Annotated in this window: 16 protein-coding genes; 5 read left to right on the top strand and 11 right to left on the bottom strand. The window is 61.3% G+C overall.

Annotated elements, in window-relative coordinates:
- Positions 1–58: 58 nt before the first annotated feature.
- The 9 genes from AC1DU8_RS05785 to AC1DU8_RS05745 all read right to left on the bottom strand — a co-directional run bounded on the left by AC1DU8_RS05785 (position 59) and on the right by AC1DU8_RS05745 (position 8,186).
- On the bottom strand, positions 59–661 hold the full coding sequence (locus tag AC1DU8_RS05785; RefSeq protein ID WP_477726537.1) for a nuclear transport factor 2 family protein: 603 nt from the start codon (positions 659–661) through the stop codon (positions 59–61).
- An 18-nt stretch (positions 662–679) separates the two neighbouring features.
- Complete coding sequence (locus AC1DU8_RS05780; RefSeq protein ID WP_477689260.1) at positions 680–1,642, bottom strand: TRAP transporter substrate-binding protein; 963 nt, start codon at positions 1,640–1,642, stop codon at positions 680–682.
- 49 nt (positions 1,643–1,691) lie between these two features.
- Positions 1,692–2,459, bottom strand: coding sequence for a putative hydro-lyase (locus AC1DU8_RS05775; RefSeq protein WP_457280044.1), 768 nt, complete (start codon positions 2,457–2,459; stop codon positions 1,692–1,694).
- 51 nt (positions 2,460–2,510) lie between these two features.
- The gene (locus AC1DU8_RS05770) at positions 2,511–3,215 is read right to left on the bottom strand and encodes an ABC transporter ATP-binding protein (RefSeq protein ID WP_477665614.1); all 705 of its coding nucleotides are present in this window, start codon (positions 3,213–3,215) and stop codon (positions 2,511–2,513) included.
- Positions 3,216–3,217: 2 nt separating this feature from the next.
- On the bottom strand, positions 3,218–3,928 hold the full coding sequence (locus tag AC1DU8_RS05765; protein WP_457280042.1) for an ABC transporter ATP-binding protein: 711 nt from the start codon (positions 3,926–3,928) through the stop codon (positions 3,218–3,220).
- A complete protein-coding gene (locus AC1DU8_RS05760; RefSeq protein WP_477665613.1) occupies positions 3,925–4,941 on the bottom strand; it encodes a branched-chain amino acid ABC transporter permease in 1,017 nt (338 codons plus the stop codon). Before AC1DU8_RS05760 ends, AC1DU8_RS05765 begins: the two co-directional genes overlap by 4 nt.
- A 2-nt stretch (positions 4,942–4,943) precedes the next feature.
- Entirely contained in the window at positions 4,944–5,810 is an 867-nt protein-coding gene (locus tag AC1DU8_RS05755) for a branched-chain amino acid ABC transporter permease (RefSeq protein WP_457280040.1), read from the bottom strand.
- Between the two features lie 35 nt (positions 5,811–5,845).
- Entirely contained in the window at positions 5,846–7,111 is a 1,266-nt protein-coding gene (locus tag AC1DU8_RS05750) for an ABC transporter substrate-binding protein (RefSeq protein ID WP_457280039.1), read from the bottom strand.
- Positions 7,112–7,232: 121 nt separating this feature from the next.
- The gene (locus tag AC1DU8_RS05745) at positions 7,233–8,186 is read right to left on the bottom strand and encodes a LysR family transcriptional regulator (protein WP_477726536.1); all 954 of its coding nucleotides are present in this window, start codon (positions 8,184–8,186) and stop codon (positions 7,233–7,235) included.
- Between the two features lie 121 nt (positions 8,187–8,307).
- Here AC1DU8_RS05745 and AC1DU8_RS05740 point away from each other — a divergent pair, with 121 nt between their 5' ends.
- Genes AC1DU8_RS05740 through AC1DU8_RS05730 form a run of 3 tightly spaced genes read left to right on the top strand, consistent with a single transcriptional unit; the run spans position 8,308 to position 11,119 of the window.
- Positions 8,308–9,291, top strand: a complete 984-nt coding sequence (locus tag AC1DU8_RS05740; protein WP_457280037.1) for a TRAP transporter substrate-binding protein — start codon at positions 8,308–8,310, stop codon at positions 9,289–9,291.
- 2 nt (positions 9,292–9,293) lie between these two features.
- Complete coding sequence (locus AC1DU8_RS05735) at positions 9,294–9,803, top strand: TRAP transporter small permease (RefSeq protein WP_477689258.1); 510 nt, start codon at positions 9,294–9,296, stop codon at positions 9,801–9,803.
- 20 nt (positions 9,804–9,823) lie between these two features.
- Positions 9,824–11,119: a TRAP transporter large permease gene (locus AC1DU8_RS05730; protein WP_457280035.1), complete on the top strand. Its 1,296-nt coding sequence runs from the start codon at positions 9,824–9,826 to the stop codon at positions 11,117–11,119.
- Between the two features lie 12 nt (positions 11,120–11,131).
- Here AC1DU8_RS05730 and AC1DU8_RS05725 read toward each other — a convergent pair whose 3' ends face one another.
- A complete protein-coding gene (locus AC1DU8_RS05725; protein WP_457280034.1) occupies positions 11,132–11,848 on the bottom strand; it encodes an aspartate/glutamate racemase family protein in 717 nt (238 codons plus the stop codon).
- A 48-nt stretch (positions 11,849–11,896) separates the two neighbouring features.
- On the opposite strand from AC1DU8_RS05725, the gene crcB reads away from it, so the two are divergent.
- Both crcB and AC1DU8_RS05715 read left to right on the top strand, forming a co-directional pair.
- Positions 11,897–12,283, top strand: a complete 387-nt coding sequence (gene crcB / locus AC1DU8_RS05720; RefSeq protein WP_477689256.1) for a fluoride efflux transporter CrcB — start codon at positions 11,897–11,899, stop codon at positions 12,281–12,283.
- A gap of 127 nt (positions 12,284–12,410) precedes the next feature.
- The gene (locus AC1DU8_RS05715; RefSeq protein WP_477689255.1) at positions 12,411–13,574 is read left to right on the top strand and encodes a helix-turn-helix domain-containing protein; all 1,164 of its coding nucleotides are present in this window, start codon (positions 12,411–12,413) and stop codon (positions 13,572–13,574) included.
- A gap of 15 nt (positions 13,575–13,589) precedes the next feature.
- Here AC1DU8_RS05715 and AC1DU8_RS05710 read toward each other — a convergent pair whose 3' ends face one another.
- Complete coding sequence (locus AC1DU8_RS05710) at positions 13,590–14,075, bottom strand: copper chaperone PCu(A)C (RefSeq protein WP_477726535.1); 486 nt, start codon at positions 14,073–14,075, stop codon at positions 13,590–13,592.
- Positions 14,076–14,104: the final 29 nt, after the last annotated feature.

Raw genomic sequence — 14,104 nt, 5'->3', positions numbered from 1 at the left:
ATTTCAGAGTTAACGTGTTCTTTGCTGATCTCTATGGATCTTATTGATCTTGCTGCTGTCAGACCTGGCTTGGCACGACGCTGTGAGGCGTTGCCGGCCGGGATCTCTTGTCCGGAAAATTGGCCATCTGCGCCCTGCCAATGTACCCAAGTACCGGCGCCAGGTGCTGGATGTCCGGCGCGCCCCGCAGGGCCGTTGAAGCCGGGCACCAGAGATAGGGAAGACCGGCGACCCAATCCATGACCTCGTCAGTGTGCGAGGCCGGCAGGGTCTGCATGCTCGCGATGGTGATTGAAAGGCTTTCCGCCAGACATGAAGGCGGCGAAAAACACCAATCGTAGCGACCACACCCGACCCGCACGGCGCGGCTGTCCTTTTCCGTCATGGCAACCAGCCAGTCACAGCAAAACACCTGCGCGTCGGCCTCCGGCGGCGAGCTCAGGCAGAAGGTGTAGACATTCTCGTAGGACTGGCCAAAACGGCGCACCAGCACCTCGCCGATGGCGTCCCTTCCCCGTGACACCGGGGGAAACGAGATCGCACCGGTGTGGACGGTGACCTGCAGCAGGGCATCGTCCGTAAAGGCTTGCGCCAGCAGGTGAGGCCGGTTGCCATCCTTGGCATGAAGGTAGGCGGCGATGGATGCAGAAGGAGTTTTCATGCGATTCGAAGCCTGTGCTTATTGCGGCATGTAGTACGGCACGAAAATATCATTGGCTTCATTGCCCACCGATCGTATCCACTCGCGCGAGAACTTCTCGCCCATGCGCTTGATCTCAGTGTCCAGTTCGGGGGGAATGCGTTCTATCTTCACGCCGTTGGCGCGCAATTCCTCGGTCGCGCTGGTCGCCAGCGCCTGGCTGGCCTGCCAGCCGCGGACTTCCGCCTCGCCTGCCGCCTTGAGCACGGCAGCGCGCGCCTCGGGCTTCAGTGCATCAAAGACCTTGCTGTTCACAAACACCGCGTTTTTGGGGAACCAGGCATTGATCTCGTAGTAATACTTGATCGGGCCCCAAACCTTGTTCTCCACGCCGGTCAGCGCCGACGTGATCATGTTGTCCATCCGGCCTTCGGCCAATGCCTTGCCCACATCGACCATGGCCACATCCACCGGCTTGGCACCCAGCATTTCGGCGATGCGCATGGTGGTCTGGTTGTAGGTGCGCATCTGGGTGCCCCGAAAATCCGTCGGGCCCCGCACCGGCTTGTTCGAATGCAGGCCTTGCGGCGGCCACGGCACTGCGTACAGGAGCTTCATGCCATGCTCGGTGAAATGCTTTTCAAGGCCTGGCCGCTGTAGTTTCCAGAGGCGTTGTGCGTCCTTGTAGGAGGCCACGACGAAGGGAATGGAGTCCGCGCCAGCCAGCGGAATTTCCTTGACCATGCTCGCCAGGATGGTCTCGCCCGCTTCGGCCTTTCCCTGCTGCACGGCCGCGCTGATGTCCGCCAGCTTGGCCAGGGTGTTGTTGGGGTACACCTGTATGACCAGCTGTCCGCGCGTGGCCAGATCCACATCGCGCCCAAATTGCAGGAGGTTCTGCGTATGGAAGGACTCTGCCCGGTAGCCCGTGGCCAGCTTCCAGGTTGTCTGGGCGTGCGCTGCCCCCGCCGTGACGAGCACGGCTATTAAAATTGCTTTCATGGGAACTCCTTGGGAGTTGAGAATTAGCCCGGCGGCGGGTGCATGGAACTCACCCTTTCAGGTCCGTCACAAACATCTTGCCCGGCGCATGGGTGATGCACATCGACAGTCGGCTCTTCTGGGCAACCCATTGCGGCGTGACGCCGCAACCCCAAAACACCGGGATTTCATCATCCTTGATGTCGACTGCATCGCCGTAATCCGGTCGCGACAGGTCGGTGATGCCGATCGCCTCCGGATTGCCGATGTGAACGGGCGCACCATGCGCAACGTCAAACCGGCCAGAAATCTCCACCACCTTTGCCACATCGCGGCTCTTGATGGGCCGCATGGTGACGACCATTTCACCGCTGAACACACCAGCGGGCTGGCACTGGAGACTGGTACGGAACATCGAGACATTGCGGCCCTGCTCGACATGCCTCAGGGGAATGCCGGCCTGGGTGACCGCGGCCTCGAAAGAAAAACTGCAGCCGATCAGGAAGGCCACATAGTCGTCCTTCCAGATCGAACGGATCTCGTCCCGCTCCTCGACAAACTCGCCGTCACGGTAAACGCGATAGCCCGGAATGTCGGTCGTGATGTCCGCCCCCGGTGCACACAAAGGCTCCGTGGCGCCCGGCTTCAGAACCTCCACCAATGGGCAGGGCTTGGGATTGCGCTGGCAGAACAACAGAAAGTCAAAGGCCTGGGCCTGGGGGACGATCATGAGGTTGGCCTGGATATGGCCGTTCGCGTGTCCCGCGGTGGGCAGGGCAAACTCGCCGCAACGGCTGGCCATCCGGAGGTCGGCGGGACGATCAAAAATCTTGTTCATGGCAGGGTAAAGCTTGATTGGAAAAAATAGGGTGATACAGCGGCTTTTCCGTCAAAGGCCCAGGTAGGCCTTTTTGATCCGGTCATCATTGAGGAGCTCATGACCCTTGCCCTGCATCACGATACGGCCAGTCTGGATGACATAGCCGTAATGCGCGATGCCCAGGGCCTTTTGCAGGTTCTGTTCCACCAGCAATATCGAGACACCTGTGGCATTGACCTGCTGGATAACCTCCAGCACCTTGGTCACAAACTTGGGCGCGATGCCCCACGAAGGCTCATCCAGCATCAGAAGCTTGGGCCGGGCCATCAGCCCGCGGGCGATGGCCAGCATTTGCTGCTCGCCCCCACTCATGGTACCGGCCAGTTGTGTGGCGCGCTCCTTGAGGATGGGGAACAGCTGCAGCATCTCTTCAATGCCCCGCGCCACCTCGTGCTTGTCCGTGCGCGTAAAGGCACCGAGCTCCAGGTTGCGAAGCACTGTCAGCCGGGGAAACAGGCGCCGGCCTTCCGGCACCAGCGACAGACCTAACGGGACGCGTTTGTGCGCCGGCATGCGGTGAACCGGCTCACCGTTGAAGGTAATACTGCCCGCTGCGGCGGCATTGAGGCCTGCCACGGCGCGCAAGGTGGTGGACTTGCCGTTGCCGTTGCCGCCTACCAGCGCGACGATCTTGCCGGGCTCGACCTGGAGGCTGACGTCGGAGATGGCCAGCACGTCGTCGTAGCAGACCTTGAGGTTTTTGATTTCAAGCATCTTCAGTCCCCGAGGTAGGCGGTAATCACGGCAGCGTCGTTCGACACCTGCTGCGGCGTGCCTTCGGCGATCTTCACGCCGCGGTCCAGCACGACGATCTTGTCGGCGATCGGCATGATGCCTTCCAGCACATGCTCGACGATCAGGCACGCAATGCCCTTGTCCCGGATCTTGAGAACGACGTCGACCGCTTCGCGAACTTCCGACGGGTTGAGACCCGCCATCACTTCATCCATCAGCAGGATGCGCGGCTGTATGGCCAGCGCACGCGCCACGGCCAGGCGCCGCTGCTCGCTGATGGTCATGCTGGCGGCAGGCCGGTCGGCAAAGCGTTCAAGCCCGGCAAAAGCCAGCCAGTCCATGGCAGCCTGGCGTGCCTTCGCAACGTTGTGCTGCAGCAGCATGGCCGCGGTCATCACGTTCTCGCAGGCCGTCATGCTGGTGAAGGTGCGCGCAATCTGAAAAGTCCGTGCCACACCGGCACGGGCGCATGTTTCAGGCGGCAGTCCTGCGATGTCGCGGCCGCCCAGCATGATGCTGCCCGATGTGGGAGCGAAAAACCCCGCCACGCAATTGAACATGGTGGTCTTGCCGGCGCCGTTGGGGCCGATCAGGCCCACCACCTGTCCGGTGTCCACGCTAAAGGACACATCCTGGTTGGCGACCAGCCCGCCGAAACGCTTGCTGACCTGTTTGACTTCCAGCAACTTCATACGGCCTCCTCGCCGGCGTTCTGCACGGTGGCGGTGGGCACCGCCATCTGCCGCGATGCATCGGCGCGTGCCTCGCGGCGCTCCCGGAAGCTGCGCAGCCAGCCAATGAGGCCCGTGGGATAAAAGACCGCGATCACGATGATGAGGCTCGCATAAATGATGACGTCAGTGCCGCGGCCCGTACCGCCGAAGGCAATGCGCGTGAATTCCTCGATGCTGGTCAGCACCACGGCACCCACAACCGGACCGAACAAGGTGCCCACACCTCCAAGAATGGATACCAGCGCCATCTTGATGGAGAGCGCCGTCGAGAGCACCGAATTCGGATCGATATAAAGCTCTTTCTGTGCGTACAAGCTGCCGCCGACTGCCGTGAGGAAAGCACTGACCGACAGTGCCACCTGCTTGTAGCGGGCGATGTTCACGCCGATGCTGCGGGCCGCGTCGGGTTCATCCTTGATGGCCCTGAAGTAGTAGCCGAGGTAGCTGCGCTCTATCCACCAGTTCGCGCCCAAGGTGATGATCAGCAGTCCCAGTGCCAGCCAGTAGTACGGCAATTTGGTAGCGAAGTTCAGCCAGAGCCAGCCTTGTTTGTCCATCGGCACGTAAAGCCCGACCGCCGCACCGCCGTAATCCCACTCAGTGAAGAAAATCTGCACCAGTTCGGCCACCGCGATGGTGGCCATCGCAAAGTAGTGGCCCTTGAGCCGGAAGCAGGACCAGCCAAACCCCAGGCTGAGCAAGGCTGCCACCAAACCGCCGGCGAGCACGCCTATCCAGGGATTGATGCCGAACTTGATCAGCAGCAGTGTCGAGACATAGGCGCCAAGTCCGTAGAAAGCCGCATGGCCGAGGGACACCTGTCCCGCATAGCCACCCACGATGTTCCAGGCTACACCCACCTGGGCCGCCATGAGGATGAGGATCGCCATGTTCAGGTGCGAGGCATCCGTGACCGCGGGGACGGCCAAGGCAAGCGCCAGAGCGGCGATAACAAAAAAGAGTTGCTTCATGATCATGCCTTGCCCATCAAACCCTGCGGGCGGAACATCAGCACGCCGAGGAACAGCACGAGCACGATGGCCGTCTTGTACTGCGGTCCGAGCAGCAGGCCGCCCATGACCTCGATCACGCCGACCAGGATGCCGGCCCAGAAGGCGCCCGAGACGCTGCCGAAGCCGCCCAGGTTGACCACCACAAAAGCCAGCAGGATGAAGCTAGCGCCAACGTCCGGAAAAATCGGGAAGAAGGTTGACAGCAGCACCCCGGCTGCGCCGGCGCAGGCCGCGCCTATGCCCCAGGCTAGCGAGAACATCTTGTGCGAATCAATGCCCATGAGACGGGCCGCTTCCTTGTCAGAGGCGGTGGCTTCCAGCGCCGCACCGAGCCGGGTCTTGTTCAGGAAGAAGTAAATCAGGCCGGTGACCACGACGGCCCCTACACCGGCGACCAGCTGCGGCTTGCCCAGTTGCACGCCCAACAGCTTGACCGTTCCGCTGACCGCCGAATTCTCGATGGAGCGGAAATCCGGTTTCCAGAGGAACTGGGCCACGCCGCGCAGCAGGATCATGATGCCGAAGGTCGTGAAGATCTGCGACAGCATGGGCGCGTTGATGATGCGCACGATCACCAGTTTGTACAGCAGCACGCCGAAGCCGAACAGCATGATCACTGTCAGCGGCAAGGTGAGCATGGGGTCCAGCGCATACAGGGAAAACAGCCAGAAGGCCGAGTACATGCCCAGCATGAGGAATTCCCCGTGCGCGAAGTTCACGATGTCCATGACGCCGAAAATCATGGTCAGGCCGATAGCCACCAGCGCGTAAATCAGCCCGATCAGCACGCCGGAGGCCAGCGTCTGAAGCAATATTTCCGTAGTCATGGTTGTCTCTTGGCTTTTAGATCAAAACTCGCGGCTTATTTGCGCTGGTCCCACTTGGGCATGGGCCAGGTCACTTCACGCGAGGCCATGTCGAACGGCCAGACCGTGTTGTATTTGCCGCCGATGATCTGCACCAGGATGCCCTGGCCCAGGGTGTTCTGGCCGGTCGCATCGAACTTCACACCCTTCCACGGCATGATCAGCTTGCTGCCGGGCATGTCGGTGGCGGCCAGCGCCTTGCGGATGGCTTCGGGTTCGGTGGAACCGGCGCGGTTGATGGCGTCCGCCATCACCATCAGGCCGGTGAAAGTGCGCGAGGAATTGCCGGTGAAGTTGATCTTGTAGCGGCTGTTGAACAGGTCGTTGACCTGCTTGATCAGAGGATTGCGGTTGGCCAGGTCCAGCGCCCAGACTTCACGCGTGATGATGTAGTCGGCGTCCTTGCCGAGTGTCCTGATGAAATCGGTATCGGTGAAGCCCGCGTTGTTCGCCAGGATCATGTCCGGCGAAAAGCCGAGTTCCTTGTAGGTCTTGATCGACAGGATGGCATCGGCCGTGTAGGACGACTGCAGCACCAGGTTGGGATTGGCGGCCTTGAGCGTCTGCACTTCCGAAGTCAGCTGCGTGGTCTTGGCCGGGTACATCACCTGCTTGACCAGGTTCTGCTTGAACTCGGGCGCGAGTTTGGTCTGCAGCTTGGTGGTTTCCGTACCCCACAAGCCGTTTTCGTTGAGGCTGGCGACCACGCCCGCCTTGATGCCTTTTTTGGCTTCGAGTTCTTTCAGGAAATCAAAGGCGTTGTGCACAAACAGGTCGTCATGCGGCGTGGTGCGAAAGAACCACTTGAAGTTGCGCTGCGTGAGCGATGCCGACGACGATTCAGGGTTCAGGAAAGGGATGCCGGCGCGCTCGGCGATCTGGCTGGCCGTGGCGGTGACGGCGCTGTTATAGGCGCCCACGAGTGCCACGACTTTTTCCTGCGTGATCAGGCGCTCGGCTTCCGTAGCGCCAGTCTGCGGGTTGGCCTGGTGGTCGGCAAACACCAGCTTGATTTTTGCGCCCTTGAGGTTGGGCAAGCCCTTGCCGGCAGACAGCGGCAGCTCGGAAACACCGGGCGCACCGTTATTGATGATGTCGGCGGCGAGTTCCAGCGCACTGCGCAGCTCGGCACCCACGGAGGCGGCCGGCCCGGTGAGCGGATAAAGCACACCGATTTTTATCTCTTGCTGTGCATGCACGCCAAAGGCCATGCCGGTTGACAACAACACTGCGGCCACTTTGGCCCACCAAGATTTCTTCATGACGCACTCCTCGTAAAAACATGACGGTTGGATGACATGTGACGAAGTGTGCGATTAGCAAATGACGAAATCAAACAAGTAATTTTTTGCTTACGTCATCGATTTTTTCGATGATTGGTATTTACCCTGACGCACTTTTTTTGCCTGTTTTTGCAACCCTGGCCGCCGGCTTGCGACCCGTTTTGGTGCCGGCTCCCGTGCTCTCCGCGGCAAACTGCACGGCCGACCTGACCACCGTCTCGACCACCGATGAAGTCGGGTCGGTGCGGTAGCTCGCGTGGATCGGCAACGACTTCACACGGGTGTCGCAGGTGAGCAATTTCAGGCTGGCGAACCCCGTCAGGCGCTGCACTGCGATGCGCGGCAGAAGGGCCACGCCAAAGCCGCCCTGCACCAGCTGGACCATCGCGGAAATGGATGAAATGGCATGCACCTTTTTGGGCTCCATGCGGTTCTGCTTGAACAGGTCGACCAGCGTGACGTGCGGCTGCGAGCCTTTCTGGAACGTCAGCAATTCCATTTCCGCGAGTTCATCCAGCCGGTAATTTCTTTTTTTATGCAGCGCCGGATTTCCCACAAAAGCCATATCCATGGGCGGCAAAGCCTGGTTGCGCACACCGTCCGCCGAAGCGGGCAACGCGGCGAAGACCAGGTCCAGCGTGCCGCGCTGCACCTGGTCCATCAGGATGGGCGTGGTTTCCACCGTCAGCTCCAGCTCCAGCCCGGGGTGGTCTACGCGGAGCTTTTCGAGCCAGGGAATCAGCCAGGAGTGCAACACCGATTCGATGGCGCCTATGCGCATCGATACCGCCATGGCCGCACCCGAACCCATCTCGTGTTTGACCTCGCGCTGCAGCTCCAGCAGCTTTTGCGCATAGACCAGGAAACGCGCGCCCGCGACGGTGAGCTTGAACTGCTTGTCGCGCCGGTCCAGCAGCAGGATGCCCAGCTCTTCTTCCAGTGTGGCGATCCGGCTGGACATGGCAGACTGCGTCAGGTAGAGCTTCTCCGCGGCGCGCGAGATACTTTTGAGCGAGGCAACCCAATAGAAAGCTTCAACAAAACGCAGGTTCATGGCGGGGCCTCAAGGTCGCAAAACAGGTAGGCGCCGGCTTTTCGGGGTATGCCCGGTGAACTGGCGCGGGATTTGCGTCTATCCTATTACTACTTACTAATTCCTTGTCCTGGAGCTTTTCATGAAATTCAAAGTCACCCTGGTGGCCGCCGCTCTCGCCTTCGGCGCCAACGCCTTCGCCCAGACCAAGTGGGATTTGCCCGCGGCCTACCCGGCCAGCAACTTCCACACGGAAACGCTGACGCAGTTCGCGGCAGACGTCGACAAGGCCAGCGGCGGCAAACTCAAGATCACGGTGCACGCCAACGCCTCACTCTTCAAGGCCAACGAAATCAAGCGTGCGGTGCAAGGCGGACAGGCCCAGATCGGTGAGATCCTGTTAGTCAACTTCGAGAACGAGAACGCAATATTTGGTGCAGACGGCCTGCCCTTTGTGGCCTCCAGCTACGCCTCGGCACACAAGCTGGCCGAAGCGCAAAAGCCGGCGCTTGAAAAACTGCTGGGCGCGCAAGGCATGAAGCTGCTCTACACCGTGGCCTGGCCTCCCCAGGGCATCTACGTCAACAAGGAAATCACCGCCGTCGCCGACATGAAAGGCCTCAAGTGGCGCGCTTACAGCCCGGCCACCAGCAAGATTGCCGAGCTGGTCGGCGCGCAACCCGTGACCGTTCAGGCCGCGGAGCTGAGCCAGGCGATGGCAACCGGCGTCGTCAACAGCTACATGAGTTCGGGCTCCACCGGCTACGACACCAAGACCTACGAAAGCATCAAGTACTGGTATGACGTGCAGGCCTGGCTGCCCAAGAACGCCGTCATCGTGAACAAAAAATCCTTTGAGGCGCTGGACGCACCTACCCAGGCTGCCGTTTTGAAGGCCGCCGCGGATGCCGAGACCCGTGGCTGGAAAGTCAGCGAGGAGAAGAACGACTTCTACAAAAAAGCCCTGGCCGAAAAAGGCATGAAGATCATGACGCCCTCGCCCAAGCTGGTGGCCGACCTGCGCCAGGTGGGCAGCATCATGAAGGCAGACTGGATCAAACGCGCCGGCCCCGAGGGTGAAGCCCTGCTGTCTGCATTCGAAAAATCCAACGCAGCGAAGAAATAGCCATGCGCCGCATGCTCGATGCGCTGTATGACGGTGCGGCATGGCTGGGCGCCCTGTTCATGATCGGTACGCTGGTGTCGGTACTGGCCGGCGTCCTCGACCGCCAGTTCGCCTGGTCGCTGCGCGGGACCGACATGTATGCCGGTTACTGCATGGCTGCCAGCGGTTTTCTGGCGCTGGCCCACACCCTCAAGAAGGGTGAGCACATCCGCGTCACGCTGATCCTCAACGGCCTTCGTGGCAGCGCCCGGCGCGCGCTGGAAATCTGGGCCCTGGCCGCGGCTAGCGCCCTTTCGATGCTGTTCGCTTGGTACAGCGTCATGCTGTCGGTCAACTCCTATGCCTACCACGACATTTCCACCGGAAATGACGCTACGCCGCTATGGATTCCCCAGATCACCATGGGCGTAGGTGCCGTCATCCTGATGATCGCATTCATCGATGAACTGGTGCTGGAAATCAGAGGCCGGCGCACCCAGGCCAGCAGCGACGAAGCGCTGCATCACGAATAAGCAAGAACAAAAGAGCTTCAATGTCCGATCTCGCCATCACCTCGCTGCTGATACTTTCGCTTTTCCTGATTCTGGGCTCCGGTGTCTGGATAGGCCTCACGCTGTCGGGTGTGGCCTGGATAGGCATGCAGCTTTTCTCTTCGCGAGCCGCGGGCGACGCCATGGCGGTGACCATCTGGGGGTCTTCCTCAAGCTGGACACTGACGGCCCTGCCCCTTTTTGTATGGATGGGAGAAATCCTGTTTCGTACCAAGCTCAGCGAAAGCATGTTCAAGGGCCTCGCCCCCTGGGTCAGCCGGCTACCGGGTGGACTGCTGCACACCAACGTCATCGGCTGCACCATTTTTGCCGCGGTCTCTGGCTCCTCAGCGGCAACCTGCGCCACCATTGGCAAGATGACTCTGCCGGAGCTGGCCAAACGCGGTTACCCGGAAGACATCACGATAGGCTCCCTCGCGGGCGCCGGCACGCTGGGCCTTCTGATCCCGCCATCCATCATCATGATCGTCTATGGCGTCAGCGCCGACGTGTCGATTGCCCGCCTGTTCATAGCGGGTGTTTTTCCCGGCCTGTTGCTGGCTTCTCTTTTCTCAGGCTACCTGGTCGTCTGGGCCTTGCTCAACAAAGGCAAGATCCCGCCGCCCGATGCCGCGATGAGTTTTGGCGAAAAAATCTACGAGTCACGCCACCTGATTCCGGTCGTACTCCTGATCGGCGCCGTGTTGGGTTCCATCTATACCGGTGTGGCCACCGCGACCGAAGCCGCAGCCATCGGCGTCGTCGGCTCGCTCGTGCTGGCCGTCGTGCAGAGATCCATGAGCTGGAACACCTTCAAGGAATCCTTGCTGGGTGCGACGCGGTTGTACTGCATGATCGCGCTGATCCTGGCCGGCGCCGCGTTCCTGACGCTGAGCATGGGTTACATCGGGCTGCCGCGCCACCTGGCCGAATTCGTCTCCAGCCTCGGTCTTAGCCCCTTCATGCTCATCATCGTGCTGAGCATCTTCTACGTCGTCCTGGGCTGCTTCCTGGACGGCATTTCGATGGTGGTGCTGACCATGGGCGTCATCCTGCCCACGGTACAGGCAGCCGGACTGGATCTGATCTGGTTCGGTATCTTCATCGTCATCGTGGTCGAGATGGCGCAGATCACGCCGCCCGTGGGATTCAACCTGTTTGTGCTCCAGGGCATGACCAAAAAGGAAATCACCTACATCGCGCGAGTGACCTTGCCGTTTTTCTTCCTCATGTGCGGCATGGTATTGCTGCTCTGGTTCTTCCCGCAGATCGCCACCTGGCTGCCGGGCAAGATGTGAGGCCAGCGGCGCTCATCTCCACGGGCGCAGCAGCCGTTCATCGTCGGTCAGCGCCCAGGTCTTAAAGCCGGTGGCCTCTTCAATCGCTTGGCGATACGGCGGCAAGTTGGTGCATTCAAGCACTACCGCCTGGAGGGTAGGCTCACGCTGACGGAGAGCGATTGCCGCTGCCACCACGTCACCGCACGCCTTCTCCATGACCATGATTTGGCGATTCCCCAAAATAGCGGTGGCGAATTCACCGTCAGGATTGACCCCCTGCACCACCACATCCGCCAAGCGTTCATGAGTCACACCCGCTGCACGCAAATGCTCTGCGCCCAACGCCGCTGAACTGATGGTCAGTACGCCCACCCTGGCGTGGCGTGCAAGCAGCGTCGGCAATTGAAGCAGGCTGGACGTGACAACAGGAACCGGCACGGCCGCCTGCAGCTCGTCCTGCAGCAGCACGAGGAAACCGCAGCTGGTGGTGATGGCCAGCGCGCCCTCGCTCGCCAGGGCCTGCACCGCCTGCACAAAAGCCGGCAGCACACCCGCAGCACGCAGGCCGGCGGCGGTCTGCACAATCTTGCCGGGCCCGGCTCCCGGCACCACCCGCTGGCGGACGGGCACGCCAAAAGCGTCGGGGTGGCCGATGTCACCCGGTAGCCGCGGAAAGCGCGTGTCGAGCATTACCACCCCCAGGAAGCCCGAAGGCTCGCTGAAAGCGGGTGCTGAGGTTAAAGTCATGGCTCTATTCTCCCGCCAAACAACCAACTCACCGCCGCCACTACCGTCATGCTGAACGTCATCGCGATTTCCATTGGAGCTTCAATCGGTGCGCTGGCGCGCTGGGGCCTTGGCCTGTGGCTGACGCCGGGCGGCCTCATTCCCTGGGGCACCCTTGCGGCCAATCTTATTGGTGGCTACCTGATTGGTATCTGCATCGCCGGTTTCCAGTCCATGCCGCAGCTGGACCCAGTGTGGCGGCTGGCGCTGGTGACCGGATTCCTGGGCGGCCTCACCACGTTTTCCTCGTTTTCGGCCGAAGTGGTGATCTTCCTGATGGAAGCGCGCTATGGGCTGGCCGCGCTTACGGCCACCGTACACGTGCTGGGATCCCTGCTGATGACCGTGGCCGGCCTCAAAACCGCTATGTTTTTTATAGCTACTAGCGCACGCTAAGAGTCGATTCCGGCCACTTTCCACCCAGAAAAAAAGTAATCACTCCGGTTTGCCTGTCCTATATTGCAGGAGCACGGCCATCCGCATCGCACGCTGCACGTGCCGCAGGAATTGGCCACAATGCACCATGGCATCCATGACCCCTTTTCACTCCGCCCCGGCGACGGGCGGGCAAGACAGGCTGGCGCGCATCGGACACGCTCGCCAGGCAGTTCTTCACGGCGATCCACTGCCAGCAGGCACCGCGCCGCTGGTTGAGAACTGGATAGAACGGTCCTGGATGCGCTGCCTGGCCCAGGGCCATCGGCCGGAGCAGGCTCCCTCCTTCGACATGGTTTCTGCCACCGCACTGCGGCGCACCCTGGAAGCCAACCACCGGCTGGTGCAGGCTGCGGCGCCTGTGCTGGAAAAGCTGGGCCAGGCCATTGCCGACACGCGCTACTTCGCCATCCTGACCAACCAGGCCGGCGTGGTCATCAATGTGAATGGCCCCATCGACCGGCGCGACCGCCGCGCCGACATGATCACACGCATCGGCACGGACCTTTCGGAACAACAAGTGGGCACTACCGCCATCGGCGCAGCGCTGACCGAACTGCAACCGGTGTGGCTGCATCGGGGTGAGCATTTTTTTGATGCCACCTCGGTCTACAGCTGTGCCGGCGCGCCCTTGTTCGGCCCCGACGGCCGCTGCGCCGGCATGCTGGACCTGACGGGCATCGAAGTGGTCGAGAGGCCCGAGCTCAAACACCTCGTCGCGCAATCCGCGCGCAGCATAGAGAACGCGCTCACTTTGGGCAAGCCCCATGCATTGCTGATCCGGCTGAATTGGCCGGGCCGCACGCTGGGAGATGAAACCGATGGGCTGGTGTGCGTGGATACCGATGGTTGCGTCACTGGCGCCAACCAGGCGGCGCGGCAGATGATTTCGCAGCTGGGCTTCACCGCAGGCATGGCGCCGCATTGCAACGATCTCTTTGCCATGCCCTTCGAAATGCTGTTTGACGCGGCGCAGCGCCAGGCGCCGGTGAATGGCGGCATCCTGGAGGTGCCGCTCTGGACGGGCCTGCGCCTGCATGCGCGGCCGCAGTTGCCCGGCCGAGACTCGCCGCCCCCTGCAACCAGCCTGCCGCCTTCAGGCGCCGCGTCGCGAACGCTGAAGGAACTCGAAACCGCCTTGATCCGCAAGGCAGTGACCGATTCACGCGGCAATGTGCTGCAGGCCGCAAAAGCGCTCGGCGTCAGCCGGGCCACGGTTTACCGCCGCCTGGGCTCGGGCAAACGCAGCTAACCCGGCAAACACAAATCAGTGCTTGTGCTCGGCCGCGGCACCGGCTGCTCCCGGTGCGGCGGTGGCAACCGGCAGCTTCAGCTCGAGCTTGCTTTCCACACCTTTGGCGTCCTTGAACAGCAGGGTCACGGGGATTGTGCTGTCTTTGGCCAACGGTGCCTTGAGGTCCATCAGCATGACGTGGTAACCCCCTGGCTTGAGCTCGACCTTTTTGCCGGCAGGCAAATCAAGCGATGGCACGGCCCGCATTTTCATGACGTCGCCGTCCATTTTCATTTCATGCACTTCAGCCACGCCCGCCACCGGCGACGACACGCCGATCAGCTGGGCCCCATCTTTGGCGGTGAGGCTCATAAAAGCCCCCGTGCCTTTTTGCCCTTGCACAGTAGCGCGCGCCCACGCCCCATCGACCTTGACGGCGGCCGTCTGGGCCAGGGCGAGCATGCTGGCCAGTGCCATCGAAAATGCCAACACGGCTTTTGAGAGTTTTGCGGATGTCATGTGTAAATGCTCCTTGAAGCAGTGAATTG

The organism is Polaromonas sp. P3_A5 (genome assembly GCF_056403055.1).
This window is presented reverse-complemented; position numbering and strand designations above follow the sequence as displayed.

What these genes read in the sequence shown, in the direction of transcription:
- AC1DU8_RS05775 (WP_457280044.1), bottom strand. Translation starts at nt 2,459, where the DNA reads ATGAACAAGATTTTTGATCGTCCCGCCGACCTCCGGATGGCCAGCCGT.
- AC1DU8_RS05765 (WP_457280042.1), bottom strand. Translation starts at nt 3,928, where the DNA reads ATGAAGTTGCTGGAAGTCAAACAGGTCAGCAAGCGTTTCGGCGGGCTG.
- AC1DU8_RS05740 (WP_457280037.1), top strand. Translation starts at nt 8,308, where the DNA reads ATGAAATTCAAAGTCACCCTGGTGGCCGCCGCTCTCGCCTTCGGCGCC.
- AC1DU8_RS05725 (WP_457280034.1), bottom strand. Translation starts at nt 11,848, where the DNA reads ATGACTTTAACCTCAGCACCCGCTTTCAGCGAGCCTTCGGGCTTCCTG.
- AC1DU8_RS05730 (WP_457280035.1), top strand. Translation starts at nt 9,824, where the DNA reads ATGTCCGATCTCGCCATCACCTCGCTGCTGATACTTTCGCTTTTCCTG.
- AC1DU8_RS05750 (WP_457280039.1), bottom strand. Translation starts at nt 7,111, where the DNA reads ATGAAGAAATCTTGGTGGGCCAAAGTGGCCGCAGTGTTGTTGTCAACC.
- AC1DU8_RS05755 (WP_457280040.1), bottom strand. Translation starts at nt 5,810, where the DNA reads ATGACTACGGAAATATTGCTTCAGACGCTGGCCTCCGGCGTGCTGATC.
- AC1DU8_RS05785 (WP_477726537.1), bottom strand. Translation starts at nt 661, where the DNA reads ATGAAAACTCCTTCTGCATCCATCGCCGCCTACCTTCATGCCAAGGAT.
- crcB (WP_477689256.1), top strand. Translation starts at nt 11,897, where the DNA reads ATGCTGAACGTCATCGCGATTTCCATTGGAGCTTCAATCGGTGCGCTG.
- AC1DU8_RS05735 (WP_477689258.1), top strand. Translation starts at nt 9,294, where the DNA reads ATGCGCCGCATGCTCGATGCGCTGTATGACGGTGCGGCATGGCTGGGC.
- AC1DU8_RS05715 (WP_477689255.1), top strand. Translation starts at nt 12,411, where the DNA reads ATGGCATCCATGACCCCTTTTCACTCCGCCCCGGCGACGGGCGGGCAA.
- AC1DU8_RS05780 (WP_477689260.1), bottom strand. Translation starts at nt 1,642, where the DNA reads ATGAAAGCAATTTTAATAGCCGTGCTCGTCACGGCGGGGGCAGCGCAC.
- AC1DU8_RS05760 (WP_477665613.1), bottom strand. Translation starts at nt 4,941, where the DNA reads ATGAAGCAACTCTTTTTTGTTATCGCCGCTCTGGCGCTTGCCTTGGCC.
- AC1DU8_RS05710 (WP_477726535.1), bottom strand. Translation starts at nt 14,075, where the DNA reads ATGACATCCGCAAAACTCTCAAAAGCCGTGTTGGCATTTTCGATGGCA.
- AC1DU8_RS05770 (WP_477665614.1), bottom strand. Translation starts at nt 3,215, where the DNA reads ATGCTTGAAATCAAAAACCTCAAGGTCTGCTACGACGACGTGCTGGCC.
- AC1DU8_RS05745 (WP_477726536.1), bottom strand. Translation starts at nt 8,186, where the DNA reads ATGAACCTGCGTTTTGTTGAAGCTTTCTATTGGGTTGCCTCGCTCAAA.